The sequence below is a fragment of the Bradyrhizobium sp. LB8.2 genome, from assembly GCF_040548035.1.
Classification (GTDB): domain Bacteria; phylum Pseudomonadota; class Alphaproteobacteria; order Rhizobiales; family Xanthobacteraceae; genus Bradyrhizobium.
The window spans coordinates 44,609-69,841 of sequence record NZ_JBEPQV010000037.1 but is presented as its reverse complement, the minus strand read 5'-3'; the positions used below and the strand labels follow the sequence as shown (position 1 = coordinate 69,841).

General features: G+C 64.1%; 21 protein-coding genes. 8 read left to right on the top strand and 13 right to left on the bottom strand.

Annotated elements, in window-relative coordinates; all coding sequences use genetic code 11:
- Positions 1-5: 5 nt before the first annotated feature.
- The 8 genes from ABIB06_RS33155 to ABIB06_RS33120 form a co-directional block, all read right to left on the bottom strand.
- The gene (locus ABIB06_RS33155) at positions 6-1,592 is read right to left on the bottom strand and encodes an AMP-binding protein (RefSeq protein ID WP_354051918.1); all 1,587 of its coding nucleotides are present in this window, start codon (positions 1,590-1,592) and stop codon (positions 6-8) included.
- A gap of 33 nt (positions 1,593-1,625) precedes the next feature.
- Positions 1,626-2,261 carry a uracil phosphoribosyltransferase gene (upp, locus tag ABIB06_RS33150; protein ID WP_247442844.1) on the bottom strand — a complete coding sequence of 212 codons (636 nt, stop codon included), beginning with the start codon at positions 2,259-2,261 and terminating at the stop codon, positions 1,626-1,628.
- Between the two features lie 168 nt (positions 2,262-2,429).
- On the bottom strand, positions 2,430-2,558 hold the full coding sequence (locus ABIB06_RS33145) for a hypothetical protein (RefSeq protein ID WP_256467627.1): 129 nt from the start codon (positions 2,556-2,558) through the stop codon (positions 2,430-2,432).
- A 90-nt stretch (positions 2,559-2,648) separates the two neighbouring features.
- Positions 2,649-3,020: a hypothetical protein gene (locus tag ABIB06_RS33140; protein ID WP_502916569.1), complete on the bottom strand. Its 372-nt coding sequence runs from the start codon at positions 3,018-3,020 to the stop codon at positions 2,649-2,651.
- A 48-nt stretch (positions 3,021-3,068) separates the two neighbouring features.
- On the bottom strand, positions 3,069-3,260 hold the full coding sequence (locus tag ABIB06_RS33135) for a hypothetical protein (RefSeq protein WP_247350829.1): 192 nt from the start codon (positions 3,258-3,260) through the stop codon (positions 3,069-3,071).
- A gap of 128 nt (positions 3,261-3,388) precedes the next feature.
- Positions 3,389-4,306 carry a 4-hydroxy-tetrahydrodipicolinate synthase gene (gene dapA / locus ABIB06_RS33130; RefSeq protein ID WP_354069866.1) on the bottom strand — a complete coding sequence of 306 codons (918 nt, stop codon included), beginning with the start codon at positions 4,304-4,306 and terminating at the stop codon, positions 3,389-3,391.
- 24 nt (positions 4,307-4,330) lie between these two features.
- On the bottom strand, positions 4,331-4,585 hold the full coding sequence (locus ABIB06_RS33125) for a hypothetical protein (protein ID WP_354051925.1): 255 nt from the start codon (positions 4,583-4,585) through the stop codon (positions 4,331-4,333).
- A gap of 155 nt (positions 4,586-4,740) precedes the next feature.
- Positions 4,741-5,208 (bottom strand): hypothetical protein, encoded by a 468-nt coding sequence (locus tag ABIB06_RS33120; protein ID WP_354051927.1) that lies wholly within the window; start codon positions 5,206-5,208, stop codon positions 4,741-4,743.
- Positions 5,209-5,831: 623 nt separating this feature from the next.
- On the opposite strand from ABIB06_RS33120, the gene ABIB06_RS33115 reads away from it, so the two are divergent.
- The 6 genes from ABIB06_RS33115 (at position 5,832) to ABIB06_RS33090 (ending at position 14,033) form a co-directional block, all read left to right on the top strand.
- On the top strand, positions 5,832-5,921 hold the full coding sequence (locus ABIB06_RS33115) for a K(+)-transporting ATPase subunit F (protein ID WP_008133410.1): 90 nt from the start codon (positions 5,832-5,834) through the stop codon (positions 5,919-5,921).
- A gap of 112 nt (positions 5,922-6,033) precedes the next feature.
- On the top strand, positions 6,034-7,737 hold the full coding sequence (gene kdpA, locus ABIB06_RS33110) for a potassium-transporting ATPase subunit KdpA (RefSeq protein WP_354051929.1): 1,704 nt from the start codon (positions 6,034-6,036) through the stop codon (positions 7,735-7,737).
- Between the two features lie 17 nt (positions 7,738-7,754).
- Positions 7,755-9,869, top strand: a complete 2,115-nt coding sequence (gene kdpB / locus ABIB06_RS33105) for a potassium-transporting ATPase subunit KdpB (protein ID WP_354051931.1) — start codon at positions 7,755-7,757, stop codon at positions 9,867-9,869.
- Between the two features lie 108 nt (positions 9,870-9,977).
- Positions 9,978-10,583, top strand: a complete 606-nt coding sequence (locus tag ABIB06_RS33100; protein ID WP_354051933.1) for a K(+)-transporting ATPase subunit C — start codon at positions 9,978-9,980, stop codon at positions 10,581-10,583.
- Between the two features lie 40 nt (positions 10,584-10,623).
- The gene (locus ABIB06_RS33095) at positions 10,624-13,347 is read left to right on the top strand and encodes a DUF4118 domain-containing protein (protein WP_354051935.1); all 2,724 of its coding nucleotides are present in this window, start codon (positions 10,624-10,626) and stop codon (positions 13,345-13,347) included.
- A complete protein-coding gene (locus tag ABIB06_RS33090) occupies positions 13,344-14,033 on the top strand; it encodes a response regulator (protein ID WP_354051936.1) in 690 nt (229 codons plus the stop codon). The genes ABIB06_RS33095 and ABIB06_RS33090 overlap by 4 nt, the downstream gene beginning before the upstream one ends.
- 137 nt (positions 14,034-14,170) lie before the next feature.
- Here the strand turns inward: ABIB06_RS33090 and ku are convergent, their stop codons facing one another.
- The gene (ku, locus tag ABIB06_RS33085) at positions 14,171-15,055 is read right to left on the bottom strand and encodes a non-homologous end joining protein Ku (RefSeq protein WP_354051937.1); all 885 of its coding nucleotides are present in this window, start codon (positions 15,053-15,055) and stop codon (positions 14,171-14,173) included.
- Between the two features lie 118 nt (positions 15,056-15,173).
- On the opposite strand from ku, the gene ligD reads away from it, so the two are divergent.
- Positions 15,174-17,846: a DNA ligase D gene (gene ligD, locus ABIB06_RS33080; RefSeq protein ID WP_354051938.1), complete on the top strand. Its 2,673-nt coding sequence runs from the start codon at positions 15,174-15,176 to the stop codon at positions 17,844-17,846.
- 97 nt (positions 17,847-17,943) lie between these two features.
- Here ligD and ABIB06_RS33075 read toward each other — a convergent pair whose 3' ends face one another.
- Positions 17,944-18,108 carry a DUF3309 family protein gene (locus ABIB06_RS33075; RefSeq protein WP_007595743.1) on the bottom strand — a complete coding sequence of 55 codons (165 nt, stop codon included), beginning with the start codon at positions 18,106-18,108 and terminating at the stop codon, positions 17,944-17,946.
- 183 nt (positions 18,109-18,291) lie between these two features.
- Between ABIB06_RS33075 and ABIB06_RS33070 the strand changes: the two genes are divergently transcribed.
- Positions 18,292-18,609, top strand: a complete 318-nt coding sequence (locus tag ABIB06_RS33070) for a polyhydroxyalkanoic acid system family protein (protein ID WP_247442824.1) — start codon at positions 18,292-18,294, stop codon at positions 18,607-18,609.
- 3 nt (positions 18,610-18,612) lie between these two features.
- Here ABIB06_RS33070 and treY read toward each other — a convergent pair whose 3' ends face one another.
- Genes treY through glgX form a run of 3 tightly spaced genes read right to left on the bottom strand, consistent with a single transcriptional unit; the run spans position 18,613 to position 25,230 of the window.
- Positions 18,613-21,399 (bottom strand): malto-oligosyltrehalose synthase, encoded by a 2,787-nt coding sequence (gene treY / locus ABIB06_RS33065; RefSeq protein WP_354051941.1) that lies wholly within the window; start codon positions 21,397-21,399, stop codon positions 18,613-18,615.
- 1 nt (position 21,400) lies between these two features.
- On the bottom strand, positions 21,401-23,155 hold the full coding sequence (gene treZ / locus ABIB06_RS33060; protein WP_354051943.1) for a malto-oligosyltrehalose trehalohydrolase: 1,755 nt from the start codon (positions 23,153-23,155) through the stop codon (positions 21,401-21,403).
- The gene (gene glgX, locus ABIB06_RS33055; RefSeq protein WP_354051945.1) at positions 23,152-25,230 is read right to left on the bottom strand and encodes a glycogen debranching protein GlgX; all 2,079 of its coding nucleotides are present in this window, start codon (positions 25,228-25,230) and stop codon (positions 23,152-23,154) included. Before glgX ends, treZ begins: the two co-directional genes overlap by 4 nt.
- Positions 25,231-25,233 lie beyond the last annotated feature (3 nt).

Here is a 25,233-nt window from a genome sequence, read left to right as displayed (position 1 = left end):
AGACGCTATTCGGCAGCGATCCGATCCATCGCCATGGCCCGAAGCCGGGCGCGCTGGATCTTGATGCCGTTCGCGCTGTCGGTGACGGGGAAGGCCTCCACGACATAGATCCGCGCCGGGACCTTGTAGCCGGCGAGCCGCTCGCGCAGGCGCGTGATCAACGCTTCCTGCCGCGGCGGCTCGTGGTGAGGTTCTTGGGCTGGGATCACGAAGGCAACGCAGCGCGCCTGTCCCTTCAGATCGACCGCGACGACCTGGGCGTCGGCAACGCCGGGGCACGATTTGAGCTCGTCTTCGATCTCGCCGGGTGCGACAAGGAAGCCGCCGAGCCGCATGGCGTCGCCCGCGCGGGTTTCGTAGACGAAGGCGCCGTCGCCGCGCAGCCGGCCGATATCGCCGGTGCGGAAGAAGCCGTCCGCGATGATGGCGTCGCGTGTCGCCTCGGGATTGTTGTAGTAACCGAGGAAGCGCGACGGCGCGCTGATCTCGATCTCGCCGGAGACACCTTGAGCCGCGAGCTCGCCGGTCTCGGTGTCGCGCACGCGCACCCTCGTGTCGGGTGATATCGGCCAGCCGCCGCCCTCGATGCGATCAGCAAAGCCATCACTGGCGCGGGCGATCGAGAACAGCGCCTGCACCTCGCTCGAGCCGTAGAGGCCGAACAGCGGCATGCCGCGGACCTCGGCGTCCGCGGCGAGCTCGCGCCAGCCGGGCTGGAACGCGGCGAAGCCGCAGACCTCGAGATGCGGAAACGGCCGTGGCGCATCGGCGATGGCGAGGATGCGGCGGAACATCTCGTCCGAGCCGAATGCGTGCGTGATCCCGCACTCGCCGAGAATCCTCAGCGCCGGCGCCGCCTCGAAGGCGTCGAGCACATGGACGGTCGCGCCCGCTGCGACGAAGCCGAGCAGGCTTGTCATGCCAAAGGTGCCGCAGAGCGGCAGCATGGCCAGCAACGAATGGCGCTGCGGCGAGAGCTTTAGCGCCGTGGCAATGGAGACGGCGTGGCTCGCCAGCGTCCGCTGCGAATGCGCGACGAGTTTTGGTCCTTTGGTCGTGCCTGACGTCGTGTAGAGCAGAACCGGCAGATCGAAATCATCCTGAGCCGGCGGGGCAGACGGATAGGATCTGTCGAAGGCATCGAAGCGCACGCACGGCCAGTGTGCGGGAATCGCATCCGCGCCGACCACCGCGAGCTCTCGTAGCCCAGGCACCTCGCCCCTGACGACGTCGGCGAGAATAGCGGCAAAGTCGATCGAGCGGAATTCGGCTTCGACCACCATCAGCCTAGCGCCGGACAGCTTCAGGAGATGGGCGACCTCGGCGCTGCGGTAGCGCGTATTGACGGCGGCGACGATTGCTCCGCGCCGGGCGGCGGCGAACAGCAGCGCGATCCATTCGATCCGGTTGACCAGCCAGACCGCGACGACGTCGCCCTTGCCGATACCGTGCGCGGCAAGCCAGGCGGCGGTCTGCTCGACCTTTTCTGAGAACTCCGCGCGCGAGACCGGCGTGCCGTCAAACACCAAGGCCGGATCGGCGGCGGCCTCGGTCCGGATCAGGGATTGCAGCGAAAAATCATTGGCGCTCATGGCAACCGGACTAACCCGATCGCGCAAAGCTGTCTACTTGGTGCCGAACATCCGGTCGCCGGCGTCGCCCAGGCCCGGCACAATGTAGCCGTGGTCGTTGAGCCGCTCGTCGATCGCGGCGGTCCAGACCGGCACGTCGGGATGCTCGCTCTGGAACTGCGCGATGCCTTCGGGCGCAGCCAGAAGACAGACGAAGCGGATGTCGCGGGCGCCGCGCGCCTTGAGCAGGGAGGCGCCGGCGCAGGCCGAGTTGCCGGTCGCCAGCATCGGATCCATCAGGATCACGGTGCGGTCCGACAGATCCTGCGGCGCCTTGAAGTAATATTCCACGGCCTGCAACGTCTCGGGGTCGCGGTAGAGCCCGATATGGGCGATGCGCGCCGAGGGCATCAGCGCCAGCATGCCGTCGAGGAAGCCGACGCCCGCGCGCAGAATCGGCGCCAGAGTGAGCTTCTTGCCGGCGATCTTGGGCGCCTGCATCGGCGCGATCGGCGTCTCGATCGCGACCAGCTCCAGCGGCAGGTCGCGCGTCACCTCGTAGCCGAGCAGCATCCCGATCTCGTTCAGGATCTCGCGAAAGCTCTTGGTCGAGCGGTCCTTCTCCCGCATCAGGGAGAGCTTGTGCTGGACCAGGGGATGGGCGACGACATTGACGTTGCTGATGCTCATGAAATCGCTCTACACGGTTCCGTGAAATTGCGCCAGATCGGACGAGCGTTTTTGGCGGGATACGCAGCCTCAAGCAAGGATCGCCACCGCCGTTCGCGCCCGGTTGCTTGCCTCGTAGGCAACCATAGTCAATTCCCGCTCGATTGCCGTACGCGTGGCGACGAGAGGCTAGATCCCAAGCCCCCGCGCCACGAGCGTGATGACGATCGTCAGGATCGCGCCCCAGACCAGGCTCAGCGTCATGGTCAGGATCGTCGTGGCGACCACCTGCTCGAGATTTCCCTTGAGGAGCTGCATGCTAGCCGTCCGAAGTCGGGGCTGCGGTGAGACGCATGCCGAGGAGCAGCAGTCCTATCAGGGCGATCAGCATGATGATCTTGAGCTCGGTCATGTCTGTCGCCTTGCGGCGACGAGCGCCGCGAGCCGCTTGGCCCCCTCCAGCAATCGTGCGGCCAGCACGATCAGCGGATTGCCGCGGTTCTCGATGTCGAGCTCAAAAATCCCGGTGGGAAACACCAGCGCGCACCTGGCCGGCTTGCTCTGCCGGTTGGCGAAATCGACCGCCGAACTCTTTAACAGGAACAGGCCGCCGATGCGCCCGTTCGCTTCCCGGACAACCCAGAGGCCGGCCGCGTTGCGCCCGATGAAGAACGCGGGAATGGAGGCGCTGACGACATCGGGATCGAGCGACTTGAGCAACACTGGCGTCTGCCGGGCCTCGGGCGCGCGACGGGCAGCTTGAAGCGCGATTGCCGCCATCGCGGCCTCCTCACACATCTGCAAGGTCATGATGGTCTGCCATTCTGGTCAGGCGTGCAGGTGCCAGACATGGATCGCTGTCTTCAACGCGATGAGCGCGGTGAGCACGCTGCCCATCGAGAGCACGCCCAGCGCGCGTAGTGCCAGGCGCTTGAGCTGGGCCTTGCGCGCCATCGAGATCCGTACCGGGCGTTCGACCTTCCCAAAGTGCCGGTCAAAGCCATGTGTCAGCATCGACATGTTGGAAGTCCTTATGCGTGGTACGGCGATACGGCCGCTCCGATCCTGGCTCGTATGATGGATGTCGAAGCATAGGAATGCGAGACGACTGTCCGTGCAGCGATATAGGAACGTCATAAGTGCCGTGCCTACGCTCCGACGCTATCGTTCAGCTCCTCGTCGGCGATCGCGGCGATTGCTCGGGCGACCTCCGCTCGCGCAACGTCGTTCAGCGGCATGATCGGCAGCCTAGTATCCGGCCGCATCAGATCGAGGATGCTCAAGGCGCATTTCAGCGCCGCCGGGCTCTCCCGAGAGAGACAGGCGATAAGCGGGATGAGGCGCTTGTGCAGGTAGCGCGCCGATTGCAGGCGGCCCTGCCTCGCCTGTAAGAAGATCGTCCGGCAGAGATCCGGGGCGACATTGGCAATCTCCGAGATCGCGCCATCGCCGCCGCTCGCGATGAAGCTGAAGGCGGTGGTATCGTCGCCGGACAGCAGGCGAAAGCTGGCCGGCAGGAGCCGACCCAAGCGCATCGGGCGACTGATATCGCCGCTGCCGTCGCGTAAGCCGGCGAATTGCCGGGATTCCGCGAGACGCACGATGGTCTCGTCCGCCAGCGGACGCAGCGTGCGCGAGGGAACATCGTGCAGGATCATCGGCAAACCGGTCGAACCGGCAATGGCGCGAAAATGCGCGAGCATCCCCTCCTGCATCGGCTTGTTATAGGCGGGCACGACCGACATGATGGCATCGGCACCCGCAGCCTCCGCGCGCCGCGCGAGTTCAATGGCGTGGCCGGTCGCATTCGACATCGCGCCGGCGATAATTCGCGCGCGACCGCGGACGACGTCGACAGCAGTGCGAATGACGAGCTCCTGCTCGGCGGGCGAGAGCGTTGGCGCCTCGCCGACCGTCTCGCAGATCACTAGAGCGGGGACGCCAGCCGCAACCTGGCGCTCGCAGAGCGCGGCGAACGCCTCGAGATCGATGGCCTCAGCCGCGTCGAACGGGGTCGGTACGTCCGGAATGAAGCCGGTGAACCAAGCTGAGGGAGGGATGAACATGGCTTTTCGCTCGAAGGCGCCGGCTCAGGCGGCGTGCCGCGAGATACTGCTGTTGCCGCTCTTGCCCATATCGAGTTCGATCTCGCGTCGCAGCTCGACGATGGTCTCGGGATGCTGTCCGTTTTCGAATAGCGCATATTTGATGGCCTGCGCGCGGCTGACGAACAGGCCACCATAGAGGCCGTTCTGCTCCTGCGCGATCCAATGGCCGCGACTGTTCCTGCCAATGAAGACGATGGTGGACGGCGCGCTGCACGAGGGAGGTTCGATGAGTTTCACTTCGATATTCCTTCTGATCGCTACAGGTGGCGGCAGCATTGACCGCGCCTGCAGACTCAATATCTTTCCTTGCGAATATGATTTCGAGGGAGGCCACGCGACGATCTCATAGGAAGGTCAGAAAGGCGTGAGCCCGCCGAACCCGTCAGGCCGCTCTAGCCGAAATTGTCACAGACGACAGGTTCGCAAAGCGAATCCAGCGGCGCACGAACAGAAGGAACGCTGGGCCGTGACATCTCCGCGGCCAATGCCCGGGCCTCGATGAAGGCCGACAGCAGGGCCAACGAAAGATCCGCGTGGCGCGCATCGACCGCGGCGTCCAGCCAGTCCGGCAGCTCGCGCTCGCGCGAGAGCGCGCAGTGCCACTCGCCCTCGTCATAGGCGATGCGGCGGACCTGCCACGTCGGCAGCTCGAGCTCCATCAGTGCCAGTGCGGCATCGGCCCAGGCTTCCGCGTCGAGCAGTCGCATGACGCGCGCGGTGCGGCCGTTTTGTCCAAGCGAGGGGAAGTGCCGACAGGCGTGGTCGATGATCTCGAGCATCAACGGTCGCGTCATTGCGTGCGCATCGCGCAGACGTTCGCTGAACGAAGGTGGATCGTAATGTCGGAGTGCGGCGGTCATGTTCAGGCCTCCTGGAATGGGTGTCGGTCAGTCGGCCGGCATGCTCAAGATGGCTGGAAGCACGTTTGAAAACGAGATGAGGAGCGGGCGAGAGATATAAGCATTTCATAAGTGTGCGTATGCCTCCGGGTAAGAGGCAAAAGACAGCGATCATTCTCGACTGTCATCTCCACCGAAGGTGAAGGCTTATAGAAACCGGCATTTTGAAAAGACCTTCCCCACAGTCTGCCTTAAGGATAGGTAGCGATGGTGACGGTGGATCGCGTCGCTGCGCCACCTGCCCGGAAAGACCGCCTGGAATGCGTTGTCAGTGTCGCATGGCCGCTGGCGAAGACGTGCCGGCCTTTATGAGATTCCTATAACTTCGCCATAGGCTTCATCTCGAAAATCTATGTACGCGGTGGCACTTCAGCACGGTGAAAGTCCCGGCCGGGCGCAGACACCCGTTGCATTCGCGCGGAGCAAGCAGCCTGCCGGCATCCAGAGATTGGTTACGCCGGATATCGTCTAGCAATAAGGAGTATCGCCATGATGGACATTCTGATGCTGGGGCTGGGCTTCGCCTTCTTCGCCCTCGCGATCGGTTACACCTACGCCTGCGAACGGCTGTGAGGGAGCGGACCATGATTTTCGATTATGCGCTCGCCGGCACCGTCTCGTTTGGCCTCCTGATCTACCTCACTTACGCGCTGCTTCGGCCTGAACGGTTCTGACCGTACTGCTTCTTCTCGAATTGCTGCTGGCGGACGCCGTGCTCGTCGCCTGCCTGCTCTCGGTGCTCCTGCCGCTTATGCGCCGGGCACCAAGCCTGAAGGGTTGATTTCCATGACTATGATCGGTTGGCTCCAGATCATTCTCTTCTGCGTCATTATCGTCGCGCTCGCAAAGCCGCTCGGCTGGTACATGACGCGCGTGTTCAACGGCGAGCGGACGTTCCTGTCGCCGGTGCTGCGTCCGATCGAGGCCGGCATCTACTGGTTCTCCGGCGTCGACGAGAAGCGCGAGCAGCATTGGCTGACTTACACGGTCGCCATATTGCTGTTCCACGTCGGCGGATTCCTCATCATCTACGGCGTGATGCGGCTTCAGGCCGTGCTGCCGTTCAATCCGGCTGGTCAGGGGGCGGTGGCCGAGGATCTGTCCTTCAACACCGCAATCTCGTTCATCACCAACACCAACTGGCAGAACTACGGCGGCGAAAGCACACTGTCCTATCTCGTGCAGATGCTCGGCCTGACGCACCAGAACTTCCTGTCGGCGGCAACCGGCATCGCGCTGGCGGTGGCTTTGATCCGCGGCTTCTCACGCGCCTCGGCGCGCACTGTCGGCAATTTCTGGGTCGACGTTACCCGCACGACACTCTACGTGCTGCTGCCGATCTGCATCGTCTACACGCTGTTCCTCGTCTCGCAGGGCATGCCGCAGACGCTCGGTGATTATGTCGAGGCGACCACGCTCGAAGGTGCCAAGCAGACCATCGCGGTCGGCCCGGTCGCCTCCCAGGTCGCGATCAAGATGCTGGGCACCAATGGCGGTGGCTTCTTCAATGCCAATGCCGCGCATCCCTTCGAGAATCCGACCGCGCTGTCGAACTTCGTGCAAATGCTCTCGATCTTCGCGCTTGGCGCCGCGCTCACCAACGTGTTCGGCCGCATGGTCGGCAACCAGCGCCAGGGCTGGGCCATTCTTGCCGTGATGGGCGTGCTGTTCGTCGGCGGCGTTGCCGTCACCTATTGGGCGGAAGCCAGCGGCACCTCGGCCCTTCATGCGCTCGGTCTCACCGGCGGCAACATGGAAGGCAAGGAGGTTCGCTTCGGCATCGTCGCGTCCTCGCTGTTCGCCGTGATCACGACGGCCGCATCCTGCGGAGCCGTCAATGCCATGCATGACAGCTTCACCGCGCTCGGCGGCATGATTCCGCTGATCAACATGCAGCTCGGCGAGATCATCGTCGGCGGCGTCGGCGCTGGCCTTTACGGCATGCTGCTGTTTGTCGTGCTGGCGATCTTCGTGGCGGGCCTGATGGTCGGCCGCACGCCGGAATATGTCGGCAAGAAGATCGAGGCGCGTGAGGTCAAGATGGCGATGCTCGCGATCCTGGTGCTGCCGCTGATGTATCTCGGCTGGACCGCGGTCGGCGTGGTCTATCCGGCGGCGGTCGCCTCGATGGCGAATGCCGGACCGCACGGCTTCACCGAAGTGCTCTACGCCTTCACCTCGGCGACCGGCAACAACGGCTCGGCCTTCGCGGGCCTCACCGGCAACACGTTATTCTACAACCTTACGCTGGCAAGCGCGATGTTCGTCGGCCGCTTCTTCATGATCGTCCCTGCGATGGCGATTGCGGGCTCGCTGGCCGCCAAGAAATCGATCGCGCCGTCGGCGGGCACATTCCCGACCACGGGCGGACTGTTTGTCGGGCTTGTCGTCGGCGTGATCCTGATCATCGGCGGCCTGACTTTTTTCCCGGCGCTCGCGCTCGGCCCGATCGTCGAGCATCTGGCGATGAACGCCGGTAACCTGTTCTGATTGTTGGAGCGACCTCCATGGATACGATGAAACTGCATAAGCGCGCGTCAATGTCGGCGATGCTCGACCCGAACATCGTGGTGCCCGCGATTAGCGCCTCTTTCACCAAGCTCGATCCGCGGCTGATGGTGAAGAACCCGGTGATGTTCGTGGTCGAGGTCGTGGCCGCGCTCACCACGGCGATCTTTCTGCGCGATGTCCTTACGGGAGGTGCGGGCCTGGGCTTTACCTTCCAGATCATCCTCTGGCTCTGGTTCACGGTGCTGTTCGCCAATTTCGCCGAAGCGGTTGCCGAAGGCCGCGGCAAGGCACAGGCCGAATCGCTGCGCAAGACACGCACCGAGAGCCAGGCCAAGCTCCTGAGTGGTGCCGGCCGAGCCTTCAATCTCGTGCCGGGCACGAGCCTCAAGGTCGATGACATCGTGCTGGTCGAGGCCGGCGATACCATTCCCTCCGATGGCGAGGTGATCGAGGGCGTCGCCTCCGTCAACGAGGCCGCGATCACCGGCGAATCCGCGCCTGTCATCCGCGAATCCGGCGGCGACCGGTCGGCGGTGACTGGCGGCACGCAGGTGCTGTCCGACTGGATCCGCGTGCGGATCACGGCAGCTCAAGGTTCGACCTTCATCGACCGCATGATCAAGCTGGTCGAGGGCGCCGAGCGGCAGAAGACGCCAAACGAGATCGCGCTCAACATCCTGCTGGCCGGCCTCACCATCATCTTCGTGTTCGCCACCGTCACTATTCCGAGCTATGCGGCCTATGCCGGCGGCTCGATCTCGGTGATTGTGCTGGTCGCGCTGTTCGTGACCCTGATCCCAACCACGATCGGTGCGCTGTTGTCGGCAATCGGCATCGCCGGGATGGACCGCCTGGTGCGCTTCAACGTGCTGGCGATGTCCGGCCGCGCGGTCGAGGCGGCCGGCGATGTCGACACGCTGTTGCTGGACAAGACCGGCACCATCACGCTCGGCAACCGCCAGGCGACCTCCTTCCGCCCGGTGCGCGGCGTGACCGAGCAGGAGCTCGCGGACGCGGCCCAGCTCGCATCGCTCGCCGACGAGACCCCGGAAGGCCGTTCGATCGTCGTGCTGGCCAAGGAGAAACACAGCATCCGCGGCCGCGACATGGCCGAGCTGGGCGCCACCTTCATCCCGTTCACGGCGCAGACCCGTATGAGCGGCGTGGATGCCGGCGGCTCATCGGTGCGCAAGGGCGCGGTCGATGCCATGCTCAACTATGTCGGTGGCGGCGCGCCGCTGGCGGTTGCTTCAGGCAACACGGTCCGCGCCATCCAGCCTGCGGTGCTTTCGGATATTGGCCGGGAGGTGCAGACGATTGCGGACGAGATCTCCAAGGCCGGTGGTACGCCGCTGGCGGTTGCCAGGGACGGCAAGCTGCTCGGCATCATCCAGCTCAAGGACATCGTCAAGGGTGGCATCCGCGAGCGCTTTGCCGAGCTGCGCCGCATGGGCATTCGCACCGTCATGATCACCGGCGACAATCCGATGACGGCCGCGGCAATCGCGGCGGAAGCCGGCGTCGATGATTTCCTGGCGCAGGCAACCCCAGAGGACAAGCTCAAGCTGATCCGCGACGAGCAGGCCAAGGGCAAGCTGGTGGCCATGTGCGGCGATGGCACCAACGACGCGCCGGCGCTCGCGCAGGCCGACGTCGGTGTCGCCATGAACACCGGTACCCAGGCCGCGCGAGAGGCCGGCAACATGGTCGACCTCGATTCCAACCCGACCAAGCTGATCGAGGTGGTCGAGATCGGCAAGCAGTTGCTGATGACACGAGGCGCGCTGACGACATTCTCGATCGCCAACGACGTCGCCAAGTATTTCGCGATCATCCCGGCGATGTTTTTGGCGTTCTACCCGCAGCTCAACGTGCTCAACGTCATGAACCTGTCGAGCCCGCAGAGCGCCATCCTGTCGGCAATCATCTTCAACGCGTTGATCATTGTTGCGCTGATCCCGTTGGCGTTGAAGGGCGTTGCCTACCGTGCGGTCGGTGCCGGCGCGCTGCTACGGCGCAACCTGTTGATCTACGGGCTCGGCGGCATCGTCATTCCCTTCATCGGCATCAAGGCGATCGACCTCGTCGTCACCGCCTTGCATTTGGCATAACCCCGTCATTGCGAGGAGCGAAGCGACGAAGCAATCCAGACTGCCTCTGCGGAAAGACTCTGGATTGCTTCGCTTCGCTCGCAATGACGGAAGAAATAGGAGAAACACATGCTCAGAGAAATACGCCCCGCCATCGTCCTCCTGCTGGTGCTCACCGTCATCACGGGTCTGGCCTATCCGCTCGCAATGACGGCTATTGCCGGCGCGCTCTTCCCCGCACGGGCGCAGGGCAGCCTGATCGAGAAGGACGGCAAGGTCGTTGGCTCCGCCCTGATCGGGCAGGAGTTCAAGGACGACAAGCACTTCCACGGCCGTCCCTCGGCGACGTTGGCGCCAGACCCGAATGATTCGACCAAGACGGTGCCGGCACCCTACAACGCGGCCAATTCGGGCGGATCCAATCTCGGTCCGACCAGCAAGGCGTTGGCGGACCGGCTGAAGGAAGACGTGGACAAGCTCAGGGGCGAGAATTCCAACGCCGCGGTGCCGGTGGACCTGGTGACCACTTCGGCCAGCGGTCTCGACCCGGACATCTCGCCGGAGGCGGCACAATTCCAGGTACCGCGCGTCGCCAAGGCCCGAAATATGCCGGAGGACACGTTGAAGCAGCTGGTGGCCTCCGCCACCCAAGGTCGTTTGCTCGGCCTGCTTGGCGAACCCCGCGTTAACGTATTGGCGTTGAACCTCGCGCTCGATCGCATGGCCGCGAAGTAGCGGTCTAGGCTCGTGGCATCAGGGTGATTATACTGGCACCATGGTCCGAGAGCGCCGCGATCCCGAACAACGTCCGTCGCCCGAGGCGCTGCTGGAAGCAGCGCGCAGGGAGGAGAGTGCGAGCGGCAAGCTGAAGATCTTCGTCGGCGCCGCTCCCGGCGTCGGAAAGACCTATGAGATGCTGCAAAGCGCACATGCCAGGCGCAAGGCTGGCATCGATGTCGTGGTCGGCTTCGTCGAGACCCATGGCCGCGCCGAGACCGAGGCGCTGGTGCGTGGACTGGAGGTGATCCCGCGCAAGAAGCTCGACTATCGCGGCCAGATGGTCGAGGAGATGGACCTCGATGCCGTGATCGCGCGCCGGCCGAAAATCGCGCTGGTCGACGAGCTCGCCCACACCAACGGTCCCCTTTGCCGCCATCCCAAGCGCTATCTCGACGTCGAGGAGCTGCTGTCACACGGCATCGACGTCTATACCGCCGTCAACATCCAGCACATCGAGAGCCTGAACGACGTCGTCGCCCAGATCACCCATGTGCGGGTGCGCGAGACAGTGCCGGATTCCATATTCGACCGCGCCGACGCGATCGAGCTGATCGACCTCACGCCCGACGATTTGATCCAGCGCCTGAAGGAAGGCAAGGTCTATGTTCCCAAGCAGGCGGAGCGGGCGCTGGAGCATTATTTCTCGCCGGGCAACCTCACCGCGCTGCGCGAGCTAGCTTTGCGGCGCACGGCCGAACGGGTCGACGAGCAACTTCTCAGTCACATGCAGGCGAATGCGATCTCGGGCCCCTGGGCCGCCAGCGAGCGCATCCTCGTCTGCGTCAGCGAAGATCCGCGCGCGACTGGCCTCGTGCGTTACACCAAACGGCTCGCCGACCGGCTGCACGCGCCGTTCACCGCGGTTTCGATCGAGACGCGGCGGTCCCTGCAATTGTCGGATGAGCAGCGCGATCGGCTGGCCGACACGCTCCGGCTCGCGGAATCGCTCGGTGGCGAGGCGCTGACGATTCCAGGCGTCGGCCGCCGCCTCGCGGACGACGTCGTCAACTTCGCGCAGGGCAACAACGTCACCCAGATCGTGATCGGCAAGTCGACGCGCTCGCGCTGGTTCGAGATGACGCGCGGCTCCGTCGTCCATGATCTGGTGCGCCGGTCCGGCAATATCAGCGTTCACGTTATTCCCGGCGACGAGCTCACGAGCGAGCCGGCGCCGAAGACGGCGGTGCAGACGGCAGCGCGATCAGACCCGTTCGATGCCCGGCCCTATCTGAAGGCGCTCGGGATCACCGCGCTTGGTCTTGCTGCCGCCGTCGCCATCAAGCCGTATGTCGGTATCGAAAACGTTGACCTGATGTTCCTCAGCGCCGTGGTGACCGTTGCCGTGCGCCACGGATTGTGGCCGTCGTTGCTTGCGAGTGTCGCGGCGTCGCTTTCCTACAATTTCTTCTTTCTGCCGCCGGTCTATACCTTCACGATCACCGATCCGACCAATGTCGCGGCGTTCTTCTTCTTCATGCTGATTGCGTTCGTGGTGTCGAATGTCGCCGGGCGGGTCCGCACCCAGGCTGACACCGCGATCGGCCGCATCAGGACCACCGAGCAGCTCTACGCTTTCAGCCGCAAGCTCGCCGGCACCGGCACGCTCGACGACGTGCTGTGGACGACCGCCTACCAAATCGCGCTGATGCTGAAAGTCCGCGTGGTGCTGCTGCTGCCGGAGGAAGGCCTGCTCACAGTGAAATCAGGCTATCCGCCCGAGGATGATCTCGATCAGGCTGACCTGGCCGCCGCCAACTGGGCCTGCAGCAACGACCGCCCCGCAGGCCGCGGCTCGGACACGTTGCCGGGCGCAAAACGGCTGTTCCTGCCGATGCGCACCGGGCGCGGCCCGATCGGCGTCATCGGCATCGACAACGACCGCACCGGCCCGTTGCTGACCCCGGACCAGCGCCGCCTGCTCGATGCGCTGGTCGACCAGGGTGCGCTGGCGATCGAGCGCGTGCTGCTGGTTGAGGACGTCGATCGCGTCAAGCGCACCGTCGAATCCGAGCGGTTGCGTTCTGCATTGTTGACCTCGATCTCGCATGATTTGAAGACGCCGCTCGCATCCGTGCTAGGTGCGGCCTCGACCATGCGCGATCTCGCCAGCGCGCTCTCCGACACCGAGAAGCGCGACCTGCTTGCCACGGTGATCGACGAATCCGAACGGCTCAACCGCTTCATTGCCAATCTGCTCGACATGACCAAGCTTGAATCCGGCGCCATCGTGCCCAACACCGCGTTGCACGATCTCGGCGAGATCGTCGGCAGCGCGCTGCGGCGTGCAGCCAAGATCCTCACCGCCCACAAGGTCGAACTGGTGTTGGCCGCAGATCTTCCTATGCTCCAGCTCGATGCGGTGCTGTTTGAGCAGGTGCTGTTCAACCTGCTCGACAACGCCGCCAAATATTCGCCGCCCGACACGACGGTCTCGATCCGCAGCCGGCGCGACAGCGATCACGTGGTGCTCCAGATTGCCGACGAGGGCGACGGCATTCCGTCCGAGGAGCTCGAGAGCGTCTTCGACAAGTTCTATCGCGCACAGAAGGGGGATCGTGTCCGTCCCGGCACAGGGCTCGGGCTTGCTATCTCCCGCGGCTTCGTCGAGGCGATGCGGGGCACGATCTCGGCCGCGAATCGCAACGACCGGAGCGGCGCGGTTCTGACCATCCGTCTGCCCATTCCGGCCCAGACCCAGGCATTGGACACCGCCGCATGAGTGCTGCCCCGATCAAGGTGCTCGTCATCGACGACGAGCCGCCGATCCGCAAGTTGCTGCGGATGGGACTCTCGACGCAAGGCTATGAAATCCTGGAGGCGTCAAACGGCAAGATGGCGTTGGAAAAGCTTGTCGAAGAACCCGCGCTGATCATTCTTGATCTCGGCCTGCCCGACATCCAGGGCCATGAGCTGCTGCGCACCATCCGGGCCCGCAATGAAGCTGTGCCGATCGTGGTGCTGTCGAGCCGCGGCGACGAGGCCGGCAAGGTACAGGCTCTCGATCTCGGCGCCGACGATTACCTGACCAAACCGTTCGGTATGGACGAACTCCTGGCACGTCTGCGCGCCGCGCTGCGGCACCAGCTTCAGGTCCAGGGCGAGCGCCCGGTGTTCCGCACTGCTGACCTCTCCGTCGATCTGGTGCGCCGCATCGTCAAGGTCGGCGAGCGGGACGTCAAATTGTCGCCGAAAGAATACGATCTCCTGCGCCTGTTGGTGCAGCACGCCGGCAAGGTGCTGACCCATCGCTTCCTGCTTAGGGAGCTCTGGGACGAATTGACGGATGCGCAATACCTGCGCGTCTATGTCCGCCAGCTCCGCCAGAAGATCGAGGCCGATCCGGAACGGCCGCAATATGTGCTGACGGAGACCGGGATCGGGTATCGGCTAAGGGCGGGGGACTAGCTGCTTGCGGCAGCCACGACGGAGATTGTGGCGCGAGCCTCCATCAGCATCGTCATTGCGAGCGCAGCGAAGCAATCCAGACTGTCTCTCGGGAAAGGTTCTGGATTGCTTCGCTACGCTCGCAATGACGGAGTAAATCAACCCGCCTTGCGACGCCCCGCCGCGGCCCTTTGCGTCTTCTTCGCGCTACGTTGCCGTCCCCTCGTGCGGCGGGCATGAGACTTTCCCGACGTCTTCTTCCCGCCGCGTCCCTTCAAGCTCTGCTTCAGCGCATCCATCAGGTTGACGACGTTGCTCGGCTTCTCCTCAGGCTCCGGCAGTTCGATTGTCTTGCCGCTGGCCTTGCGCCTCACCAGTGCCTTTAGCGCGTTCTCGTATTCGTCCTTGAACTTGCTGGGGTCGAAATGGGCCGTCTTGGTCTGGAGGATATGGCCGGCGAGCTCCACCATGTCCTTGGTGATCTTCGGGCTCTTGATGTCGTCGAAGAACTGGCCCTCGTCGCGCAGCTCGTACGGGAAGCGCAGGGTGGTGCCGAGCAGGCCCTTGCCAAGCGGCTCGATCGCGATGATATGCTCGCGATTGGTGAGCACGATCTTGGCGAGCGCCACGCGGTCCTGGTCCTTCAGGGCATCGCGGATCACGGCAAAGGCGTCGATCGCAGCCTTTCCGTCGGGCGCGACATAATAGGGATGGTTGAGATAGCGCTGGTCGATCTCGTCGCTCGGCACGAAGCTTTCGATGTCGATGGTGTGGTTGCTCTCGATCTGGACCGCTTCAAGCTCCTCCGGCTCGATCTCGACATATTTGCCCTTGCGTAGCTCGTAGCCGCGTCCTTTCTGATCGCTCTCGACGACGTCGCCGGTCTCGGCGTCGATCATCTGCTGCTTCAATCGGTTGCCGGTCTCGCGGTTGATCATGTGAAACCGCGTCTTCTCGGCCGCGGTGGTCGCCGGATAAAGCACAACGGGGCAACTGACCAGCGAGAGCTTCAACGTTCCCTTCCAATAGGCGCGCGGGGCCATTCCGTTCTCCAGCGTCTTCGAGTCATTTTGGAACCCCAACCGTCCCGTGGGGTTTTGGTTCCGGGTGGGACTTGTGCTGTTATAGGCTTCCACGCCGCAAGAGAATCCGGGACCAGTCGTGCTGCAAAAGCTCTCTAGGTATCGACAGAAACGTGATTTCGAGAAGACACCGGAGCCGTCGGGCAAAACGGCAGTGGTGCCCTCGAAGCAGCGACGCTTCGTGATCCAGAAGCACGATGCGACGCGACTGCACTACGATCTACGGCTCGAGTTCGACGGAGTCTTCAAGTCCTGGGCGGTGACGAAAGGGCCCTCGCTCGACCCGCACGACAAGAGGCTGGCCGTCGAGGTCGAGGACCACCCGCTCGACTATGGTGACTTCGAGGGCACCATTCCGGAGGGCCAGTATGGCGGCGGCACGGTCATGCTGTGGGACCGCGGCACCTGGGAATCCGAGGATCCCGAACGCGGGTTCAAGAAGGGCGACCTCAAGTTCACGCTGCATGGCGAGAAGCTGCACGGCAGCTGGGTGCTGGTGCGCATGCGCAACGACCGCACCGGCGGGAAGCGCACCAATTGGCTCCTGATCAAGCACCGCGACGAACATGTCCGTGAGGGCGCAGACAACGACATTCTCGAGGAGGACAAGTCGGTCGCCTCCGGCCGCGCGATGGATCAGATCGCCGGAGGCAAGGGACGCGCGCCAAGACCGTTCATGCTGGCGAAGGGCGCCAATGCCAAGGCCGACGCGGTCTGGCAGTCCAATCGGGCCGAAGAAGCGAAAGGGCGCACGGTCAAGCCGGCGCCGCGCGCGGCGTTGAAGACCGGCAAGACGGCAAAGAAGAAAGCCACGACCGCGACCGCGAAGAAGGCGGCGGAGATACCGGATTTCGTGGCGCCGCAGCTCTGCACGTCGGTCGAGCGTCCGCCGGATGGCGATGGCTGGTGTCACGAGATCAAGTTCGACGGCTACCGCGTGCAGCTTCGGGTCGAGGGCGGCGAGGCGACGTTGAAGACGCGCAAGGGCCTCGACTGGACCGGAAAATTCGCAAGTATTGCGAAGGAAGCAAGCGCGCTGCCGGACGTGATGATCGACGGCGAGATCGTCGCGCTCGACCATAATGGTGCGCCGAACTTCTCCTCGCTCCAGGCAGCACTATCGGACGGCAAGACCGAAGATCTCATCTTCTTCGCCTTCGATCTCCTGTTCACCGAGGGACTCGATTATCGCCGCCTGCCGCTCGGTGAACGGAAAGACCTCCTCAAGGAACTGCTGGAAGCACGCAAGAAGAAATCGAGCCAGATCCGTTATGTCGAGCATTTCGAAAGCGGCGGCGATGCGGTGCTGCGATCGGCCTGCAAGCTCGAGCTCGAAGGCGTGGTGTCGAAGAAGCTCGATGCGCCTTACCGTTCGGGACGGTCAGAAAGCTGGACCAAGGCCAAATGCCGTGCCGGGCATGAAGTCGTGATCGGCGGCTGGAAGACCACCAACGGCAAATTTCGCTCCCTGATGGCCGGCGTGCATCGCGGTGATCATCTCGCCTTCATCGGCATCGTCGGCACCGGCTTCGGCGCCGACAAGGTCAAGCGCATCATGCCGTCGTTGAAGGCCATGGAGGCCAAGCAAAGCCCCTTCGGCGGCAAGAATGCGCCGAAAAAGACGGGCGAGGTGCACTGGCTGAAGCCGGAGCTCGTAGCCGAAATCGAGTTCGCCGGCTTCACCGCCGACGGCAATATCCGCCAGGCCGCCTTCAAGGGTCTGCGGCAGGACAAGCCGGCGGAGGAGGTCGAGGCCGAAACGCCCGCCGATACCGAGCTTGCCGAGCCTTCCACCAGGTCACGGGGCAGACCCAGGCCTGCCGCCCGGCCGAAGGCAAGCGGCGGTGCCGAAGTGATGGGCGTCGTGCTCTCCAAGCCGGACAAGGAGTTGTGGCCGGACGGCGGCGACGGCAAGGGCGTGACGAAACTCGATCTCGCGCGCTATTTCGAGGCGATCGGTTCCTGGATGATCGAGCATATCAAGGGCCGTCCCTGCTCAATCGTGCGTGCGCCTGATGGCATTGGCGGTGAGAAGTTCTTCCAGCGCCACGCCATGCAGGGCACCTCGAACCTGATCGAACTCGCCAAGGTTTCAGGCGATCGCAAGCCCTATCTGCAGATCGATCGTGTCGAGGGGCTCGCGACCGTGGCGCAGATCGGTGGCGTCGAGCTGCATCCCTGGAATTGTGCGCCAGGTTCTTATGACACACCGGGCCGGCTGGTGTTCGATCTCGATCCGGCGCCGGATGTTGATTTTCCCGAGGTCGTCGATGCGGCCAAGGAGATGCGGCAGCGCCTCACCGATGTCGGCATGGAGAGTTTTTGCAAAACCACCGGCGGCAAAGGCCTGCATGTGGTCGTGCCGCTGCTCCACGGCGCACGGGACAAGGTGAGCTGGAAGGAGGCAAAGGCGTTCGCGCAAGGGGTCTGCCAATGGATGGCGGGTGACGAGCCCGAGCGCTATCTGCTCAACATGTCGAAGAAGCTGCGCGACGGGAAGATTTTTCTGGACTATCTGCGCAACGATCGGATGTCGACGGCGGTGGCGCCGCTCTCCCCCCGCGCACGAGATGGTGCAACCGTGTCGATGCCCGTCACGTGGGCGCAGGTAAAGAGCGATCTCGATCCGAAGCGCTACACGGTGCGGACGGTACCCGGATTGCTGACGCGATCAAAGGCGTGGGATGGCTACGATGATGCAGCCGCGTCGATCAAGGCGGCGATCAAGAAGCTCGCGGGGAAAGTGAAGTAGGGTGGGGTAGCCGAAGGCGTAGCCCACCCTACTTCGTTCAGCATTCACGGAAGCAATGGTGGGTTACGCCTTCGGCTAACCCACCCTGCAAGAGCGGCTAAATCCGTCCCAGCAATAGCAAGATCAGCAGAATGACGATGACAAGTCCGAGGCCGCCGCCGCCATAATAGCCGGTGCCGTAAAACGGACCGCCGCCGATGCCGCTGAAGCCGCCGAGCAGGGCGATAACCAAAATGATCAGAATGATCGTACCGATAGACATGCGAATCTCCTCCAGCCCTTCTTGAAAGGGTCGTTTGCAACCTGTCCCGTTGTGCGAGGGCAACTTGCCGCAGGTTTTAAAGTTCCCCCGATGAAACAGTGGTTGCACGGCCAGCTTGCATGGAACCTTTGACCCACCGGCCGGCATGACTATGTGAGGATCAGTCACTTACAGGGCACGGCCATGTCAGCACCGCTTGTCGTCTCCATTCCGCACCGTCTCGGCCGCGAGGAGGCGGTGCGCCGGCTCAAGACCGGGCTCGGCCGCGCCGCGGCCAGCATTCCGGTGATGCAGGTCGAGGAGGAGCGCTGGAGCGGCGACAGCATGAATTTTCGCATCCGAGCGCTGGGGCAGATCGCGAGCGGCCAGGTCGATGTCGCCGACGATCACGTCAAGGTGCAGGTGGTGCTGCCCTGGCTGTTGCAGCGCTTTGCCGAGATGGCGCAGGCCACGATCCGCAAGCGCGGCCAGCTGCTGCTGGGCAAAGACGAAAAAAGCTAGCGTTCACGCGCGGGCGCGCGGTCGCATCGGCCTCGCCGCACCCGCGGCGCGCGCCGAGATGACAGAAGCGGGAAAATTGCCAAGCGCCTGCGCGAGCAGCAGATCGTTGCCCGCAAGACCCGGCACGTGGTAGCCCGTGACGTCGATGGCAGCGTCGAACCCATCGAGCATCGGCCATTCGCGTCCTGCTTGCGTGAAGGGTGCGAACTGGCGCCCGACCACGACGATCGCCGCGGCGCGGCCGTGGCGGCGGGCAAAGGCCACGACATGGTCGGCGTGCGCGCCCCGAACCTGAAGCGGCTGGTAATCGCCTCGCGCGAAGACGTCAGGGAGTTCGTTGCGCAGCTTGAGGAGGTGCCGCGTCCAGGCCAGCTTGAGCTGGCCATCCGGCCAGCTCTTGATCAGATGATTCCAGTCCGGATTGTCCAGCATGCCAAGCGCCGCGTGTCGCGCGGAAAAATCCACCGGGCGTCGGTTGTCGGGATCGACCAGCGACAGGTCCCAAAATTCGGTACCCTGGTAGAAGTCTGGTACGCCGGGCAAGGTCGCCTTGAGCGTGAGCTGGCTCAGCGCGTTCAGCGCGCCGAGCAGCGCGACGCGGCGCGCCAGGGTTTGCAGCGCCTCCAGGAATTCGCCAGACAGCGCCGGATCGAGGATCTTCGCGATGAAGCTCTTGACGCCGTTCTCATACGCCTCATGCGGGTTGAGCCAGCTCGTCTCCTCCTTGCCCTCGCGCGCGGCCTTGAGCGCATAGGCCTGGATACGCTCGACGAAACCGGCATCGGCCGGCTCCCGGAGCGACCAGGCGCCGAGCAGCGTCTGGTAGAGCATGTATTCGAACGTTGCCGACGGGGCGCGCAGATTGCCTTCGAGCGCGATGTGCGGCGCGTTCAGGACTTTCCAGCGTGCCACGGCGCTGGTCCATTCGCCGGGAATCTCACTCAGGGCCGAGATCCGCGCTCGGGCGTCCTCGCCACGTTTGGTGTCATGCGTGGCGGTTGCCGTCATCCCTTGCGGCCATTCTCTGGCGCGAGCCTGCATGGTCTCGTGGAAAGCGGGAATGGTGAGACCCTTGCTCGCGGGATCGCCGCCGACTTCGTTCAGGGCGAGCAGCCGGTGGAATTGATAGAACGCGGTGTCCTCCAGCGACTTTGCCATCATCGGCCCGGTGAACTGCTGCACCTTCAGCGCAAAGCGGCGCACCCGCGGGGCGCTGTGCGGGGGACGGCCAGGCTTGAGCAGGTCCATGGTGAGCGCGTCGCGCAGGAAGTCGAAGATGCCGTCGTCCGCAGCGAACCATTCCCGGCGAGCGTGCTCAATGGTGTCGTCGATCAGCTTACGATCGTTCGCCGTCGGCGCACTTGTCGTCAGGTAGGTGCGGTACACCGGGAAATGCAGCACATAAAGCTCGAGCGCCTGCCGCAGGCTGTCGGCTGAAAAGTCGCGGGTCGAGTAATGCCCGTTGGCGATGCGCGCAAGCAGGCGGGTCAGAACCGTGAATTCGCTGGTCAGCAGCGTCTCCAGCACGCGCCTTTTGGCGTCCTTGACGTAAGGCGCGAGCCGCGGCGGCCGGTTGCTGATCTGCCGCCAGGTTTCGTCCAAAGCCTCCAGCCCCTTGGCGTCGACCAGAACGTGAGTGATGGCGTTCATCCACTCATAGCCGGTGGTGCCCTGGACGCCGGCGAAGTGCGGCAGACGCTCGTGCTCGCACAGGATCTTCTCGATCACCGTATAGAACGGCTTCGTCGTGCCCTGCGCGTCGCGCACCAGCCGGCGGAGCCGCTGACAGTATTGCGCGGGGTCGCGCAGGCCGTCGATGTGATCGAGGCGGATGCCCTGCAGTCTGCCCTCGGCAATGAGTTGCTTCACCAGCCGGTGCGTGGCGGCGAACGTGCCGGGGTCCTCGACGCGCAGGCCGGCGAGCCCGTTGACGTCGAAGAAGCGGCGATAGTTGATGTCGCTGGAGGCAAGCCGCCAGTGCCCGAGCTTGTAGTGCTGGCGTTCCAGCAGGTGATGCAGCGCCAGCGTCTGCGCGGGACGGTCCTTGGCGGCGCGATAGGCGCCGAGGCCGCGCGCGACGAGGTCGGCGCTGCCTGCGATCTCCCTGAGCTCCGCCTTGAAGCCGGGCGCTTCCTTGCGGTTGGGGCGGCGCAGTCCCGTGTAGCGCGCGGCAAGCGACAGCAGGCGCTTGCCGGCTTCGCTCTCGGCCGCGTCCGCCTCCTTCACGACCATGCGCAGCATTTCACCATAGCGCTCCGGCGCGATCGGCAGGCGGTGCTCGAAATACCAGGCCGAGAAGCTGCCTTCGTCGGAATCGTAGCGCAGGTCGATCTCGCCGCGCTCAAGTGCCTCGCCATAGGAGGCGCCGAGGATCGGCAGCAGCACGCCGTCGCGGGCGCGGTAGGGCAGCAGATCCCAGTCGATGTCGAAGGAAACTGCGTGCGGCGAAGTCTGGCCCCATTCCAGCACGTCCAGCCACCAGGGATTGTCGGCAAAGTGGACGCCGACATGGTTCGGCACGAAATCGATGATGAGGCCTAGGTCGTTCTGCGTCAGCGCCTCGCTCAGTCGCGCGAAGCCGGCCTCGCCGCCGAGCTCCGGATTAAGCTGGCTGTGATCGACGGTGTCATAGCCGTGCGTCGAGCCCTTGCGGGCCTTCATCACCGGCGAGGTGTAGAGATGCGTGATCCCCAGCGCCTTTAGATAGGGTACCACCGCGGCGGCCTTGTCGAAGTCGAAATCCGCGGTGAGCTGAAGCCGGTAGGTTGCGAGAGGAATGGCTGGAGGCATCTCAACCTCCGAGACGCCAGACCACCGACCAAGGCGGAAGCTTGTCGCCGGCCGCGCCGCCCCAGATCGGGGTGCCCGCACTGCCGTTGGAGTATGCGATGTCTTTGTCGGACAGATTGGCGAGCAGACGCAACGTCGCGCCATCTCCCATGCGCCAATGTGCGGTGAGCAGGCCGCTATCGGCTACGGCGGCATCACCGAAGCGGGCATCTTTCAGTCGTGGCGCGATCTCTTTGTGGCGAAGCGCGAGCAGCTCCCGCACCAGTGCGAGACGTGCGTCCTGTTCCGGCGTGTGGCCGGTCCAGTCAAGCACGGCCGCTTGCAGCGTTGCCGGATCGAGCGGGTCGGGCACCTCGTCGCCGTATTTTTCGTAAGCCCAGGCGTATTCCTGCTTGCGCCCCGCGCGCACGGCATCGGCAAGGCTGCCCTGGAAATCGCAGAAGAACGGGAAGGGCGCGGTGCAGCCCCACTCCTCGCCCTGAAACAGCATCGGCACCATCGGCGCGAGCAAGGTCACCGCGAGTGCGGCTTCGATCTGCCTGGGCGATGCCAGGCTCTCGAGTCGCTCGCCCAGCGGCCTGTTGCCGATCTGGTCATGGTTTTGCAGGAAGTTGACGAAGGTCGTCGGCGGCAGCTCGCCGCTTTTTTCGCCGCGCGGCTTCTTGCCCCAGAATTCCGAGATTTCGCCCTGATAGACGAAGCCGGATGCAAGCGCGCGTGCGAGATCGAGGCGCGGCGTTTGATAGTCCGCGTAATAGCCGGCGAGCTCACCGGTCAGCATCACGTGCCAGACGTGGTGGTAGTCGTCGTTCCACTGTCCGCGATATTTGCCGTTCGGGGGCTCCTGCGCGGCGTCGAGCAGGCTCGCGCGGTTGTCGCCGTTCTCCAGCACGACATGGATGTGCCGTCCCGTTGCCTTGGCAAGCTCGCCTGCGGCGATGCTGAGGTCCTGCAGCATCGATTGCTCACCGGGGGTCGCCATGATGTGATTGGCGGCATCGAGCCTCAGGCCGTCGAAGCGGTAGTCGGTGAGCCATGACAGCGCGTTCTCGACGGCGAAAGCGCGAACCTGCGGCACGCGATAATCGATCGCACTGCCCCATGGCGTGTGCGCATCGGTGAAGAAGGCCGGCGCATAGCGGCCGAGGTAATTCCCCTCGGGACCGAAATGATTGTAGACGACGTCGAGGAACACCATCAGCCCGCGCAGATGTGCTTCGTCGATCAGCGTCTTCAAATCATCGGGGCGGCCATAAGCGCTGTCGGGTGCGTACCACAGCACGCCGTCATAACCCCAGCCGCGGCAGCCGGCGAAATCGGCCAGCGGCATCAGCTCGACCGCGGTGATCCCGGTTGCGACGAGATGATCGAGCTTGTCGATCATGGCACGATAGGTGCCTTCAGCAGTGAAGGTGCCGACATGCGTCTCGATCAGCGCAGTCTCCTCCCAGGGGCGGCCGCGCCAATCGCGCGCGCGCCAGGCGAAGGCATCGTGATCGATCACTTCGCTCGGGCCGAACACGTCTTCGGGCTGGAATGCAGACGCCGGATCGGGCACGTCGATCTCGTCGTCGATCCTGAATTTGTAGGTGCTGCCAACGGCCAGGCCGACAATGTCGGCGACATACCAGCCATCCTGCCGGCGCTGCATCGCGTGTCGTCCGTCGAGCAGGAGATCGACACGGCGCGCGGCGGGCGCCCACAGCCGGAACGACACGCTGTCCTTGGTCAGCCTCGCCCCGAAGGATGGCCTCATAGCGCCCCCGCGAAAGCGAGCACGGAGCGCGGCGGCGCCTTGCTGGCGCTTCCGGGCTGGAAGTCGATCGTGTTCAGCTTGGCCTCGGTCGTGTTCAGGATCTGCTGCCAGCTCTTGTATTCGGTCATTTTTGGCAATTTGAATGCGATCTCTTCGGGGGCGGCGTTCAGTACGATAAAGATCGCGGCGCTGCCCGGTTCCATCGGCCCCATCACATAGGAAAGAAACCGCCCTTCCGGGAATTTCCAGTCGCTTTCCGTCATTTCGTCGCCGGCCGGCGTCAGCCACAGCGCGCCGTAGGAGATGCCGTCTTTAGGGCGGCCGTCGAGCCAGCGATGGCTACGAAGCTGCGAGAACCGGCGGCGGATATCGGCGAGTTCGGCGACGAAATCGACCATGCCGTCGCCGTCCTTGCCGAGATTGTCCCAGCCGACCCAGCCGACCTCGTTGTCCTGGCAATAGGCGTTGTTGTTGCCCGATTGCGAATTGCCGACCTCGTCGCCGGCGAGGATCAGCGGAATGCCCTGCGCCAGCATCAGGCAGGCCAGCACGTTCTTGCGAAGCTGCCGGCGCAAGCTGAGGATTTGGGGATCGTCGGTCGGGCCCTCGACACCGCAATTGTTGCTATGGTTGTCGTTGGAGCCGTCGCGGTTGTCCTCGCCATTGGCCTCGTTGTGCTTCTCATTGTAGCTGAAGAGATCGGCAAGCGTGAAACCGTCATGGACGGTGATGTGGTTGATGCTGGCGCGCGGCCGCCGTCCGTCGTGGTTGAACAAGTCGGAGGACGCCGTCATGCGGCTGGAGATGTCGCCGATCAGGCTGCCTTCGCCGCTCCAGTAGCGGCGCATGGCGCTGCGGTAACGGTCGTTCCACTCCGACCATTGCGAGGGAAATGCACCGACCTGGTAGCCGCCGAGGCCGAGATCCCAGGGTTCGGCGACGAGCTTGACGCTCGCCAGCACCGGATCCTGCCGGATCGCGGTGAGGAACGAGCTGCCGCGATCATAACCGTTCGGCCCGCGCGCCAGCGTGGTGGCGAGGTCGAAACGGAAGCCGTCGACGTGGCAGACCTCGACCCAGTAGCGCAGCGAATCCATCACCATCTGCAGCACGCGCGGGTGGGTGAGGTTGACCGACGAGCCGCAGCCGGTGAAATCGTCGTAATAGCGCGGGTTTTCGCGGTTCAGCCAGTAATAGGAGGCGTTGTCGATGCCGCGATAGCACAGCGTCGGGCCGAGGTGATTGCCCTCGGCAGTGTGGTTGTAGACGACATCGAGCATCACTTCGATGCCGGCATCGTGCAGGCGTGCAATCGTGGTGCGAAATGAGTCGAGCGCGTTGTCCTGGGCATAGCGCGCCTCGGGCGCGAAAAACGACAGCGTGTTGTAGCCCCAGTAATTGGCTAGCTTCTTCTCCACCAGGATGCGGTCGTCGATGAACGCGTGGATCGGCAGGAGCTCGACCGTGGTGACGCCGAGCTTCTTCAGATGCTCGATCATCGCCGGCGACGACAGCCCGCCATAGGTGCCGCGCAAATTCGGCGGCACGTCGTTGCGCTTCTGCGTCAGGCCCTTGATGTGAGCCTCGTAGATGATGGTATCTTCCCAGGGGATGTTGGGCCGGATCTCGCGGCGGCCCCAGTTGAAGGTCTCGTCGACCACGACGCCCTTCGGCATGCCGCGCGCGTTGTCGCGCCGGTCGAAGGAGAGATCTTCACGCGGGCTTCCGGTGCGATAGGCGAAATGCGCGTCACTCCAGACCAGCCGCCCGGAAAGCCGCTTGGCATAGGGGTCGAGCAGCAGCTTGTTGGCGTTGAAGCGATGCCCCTGCTCCGGCTCGTAGGGGCCATGCACGCGGTAGCCGTAGAGCTGGCCGGGCGAAACGTCGTTGAGATAGCCGTGCCAGACGTCCTCGGTGCGCTCCGGCAGCTCGATGCGCTCGAGTTCGCGGCGGCCTTGCGTGTCGAACAGGCACAGCTCGACCTTCTGCGCGTTGGCGGAGAACAGCGCGAAATTGGTGCCGCGTCCGTCCCAGCTTGCGCCGAGGCGTGCGGGCGATCCAGCAGTCAGGCGCATCGT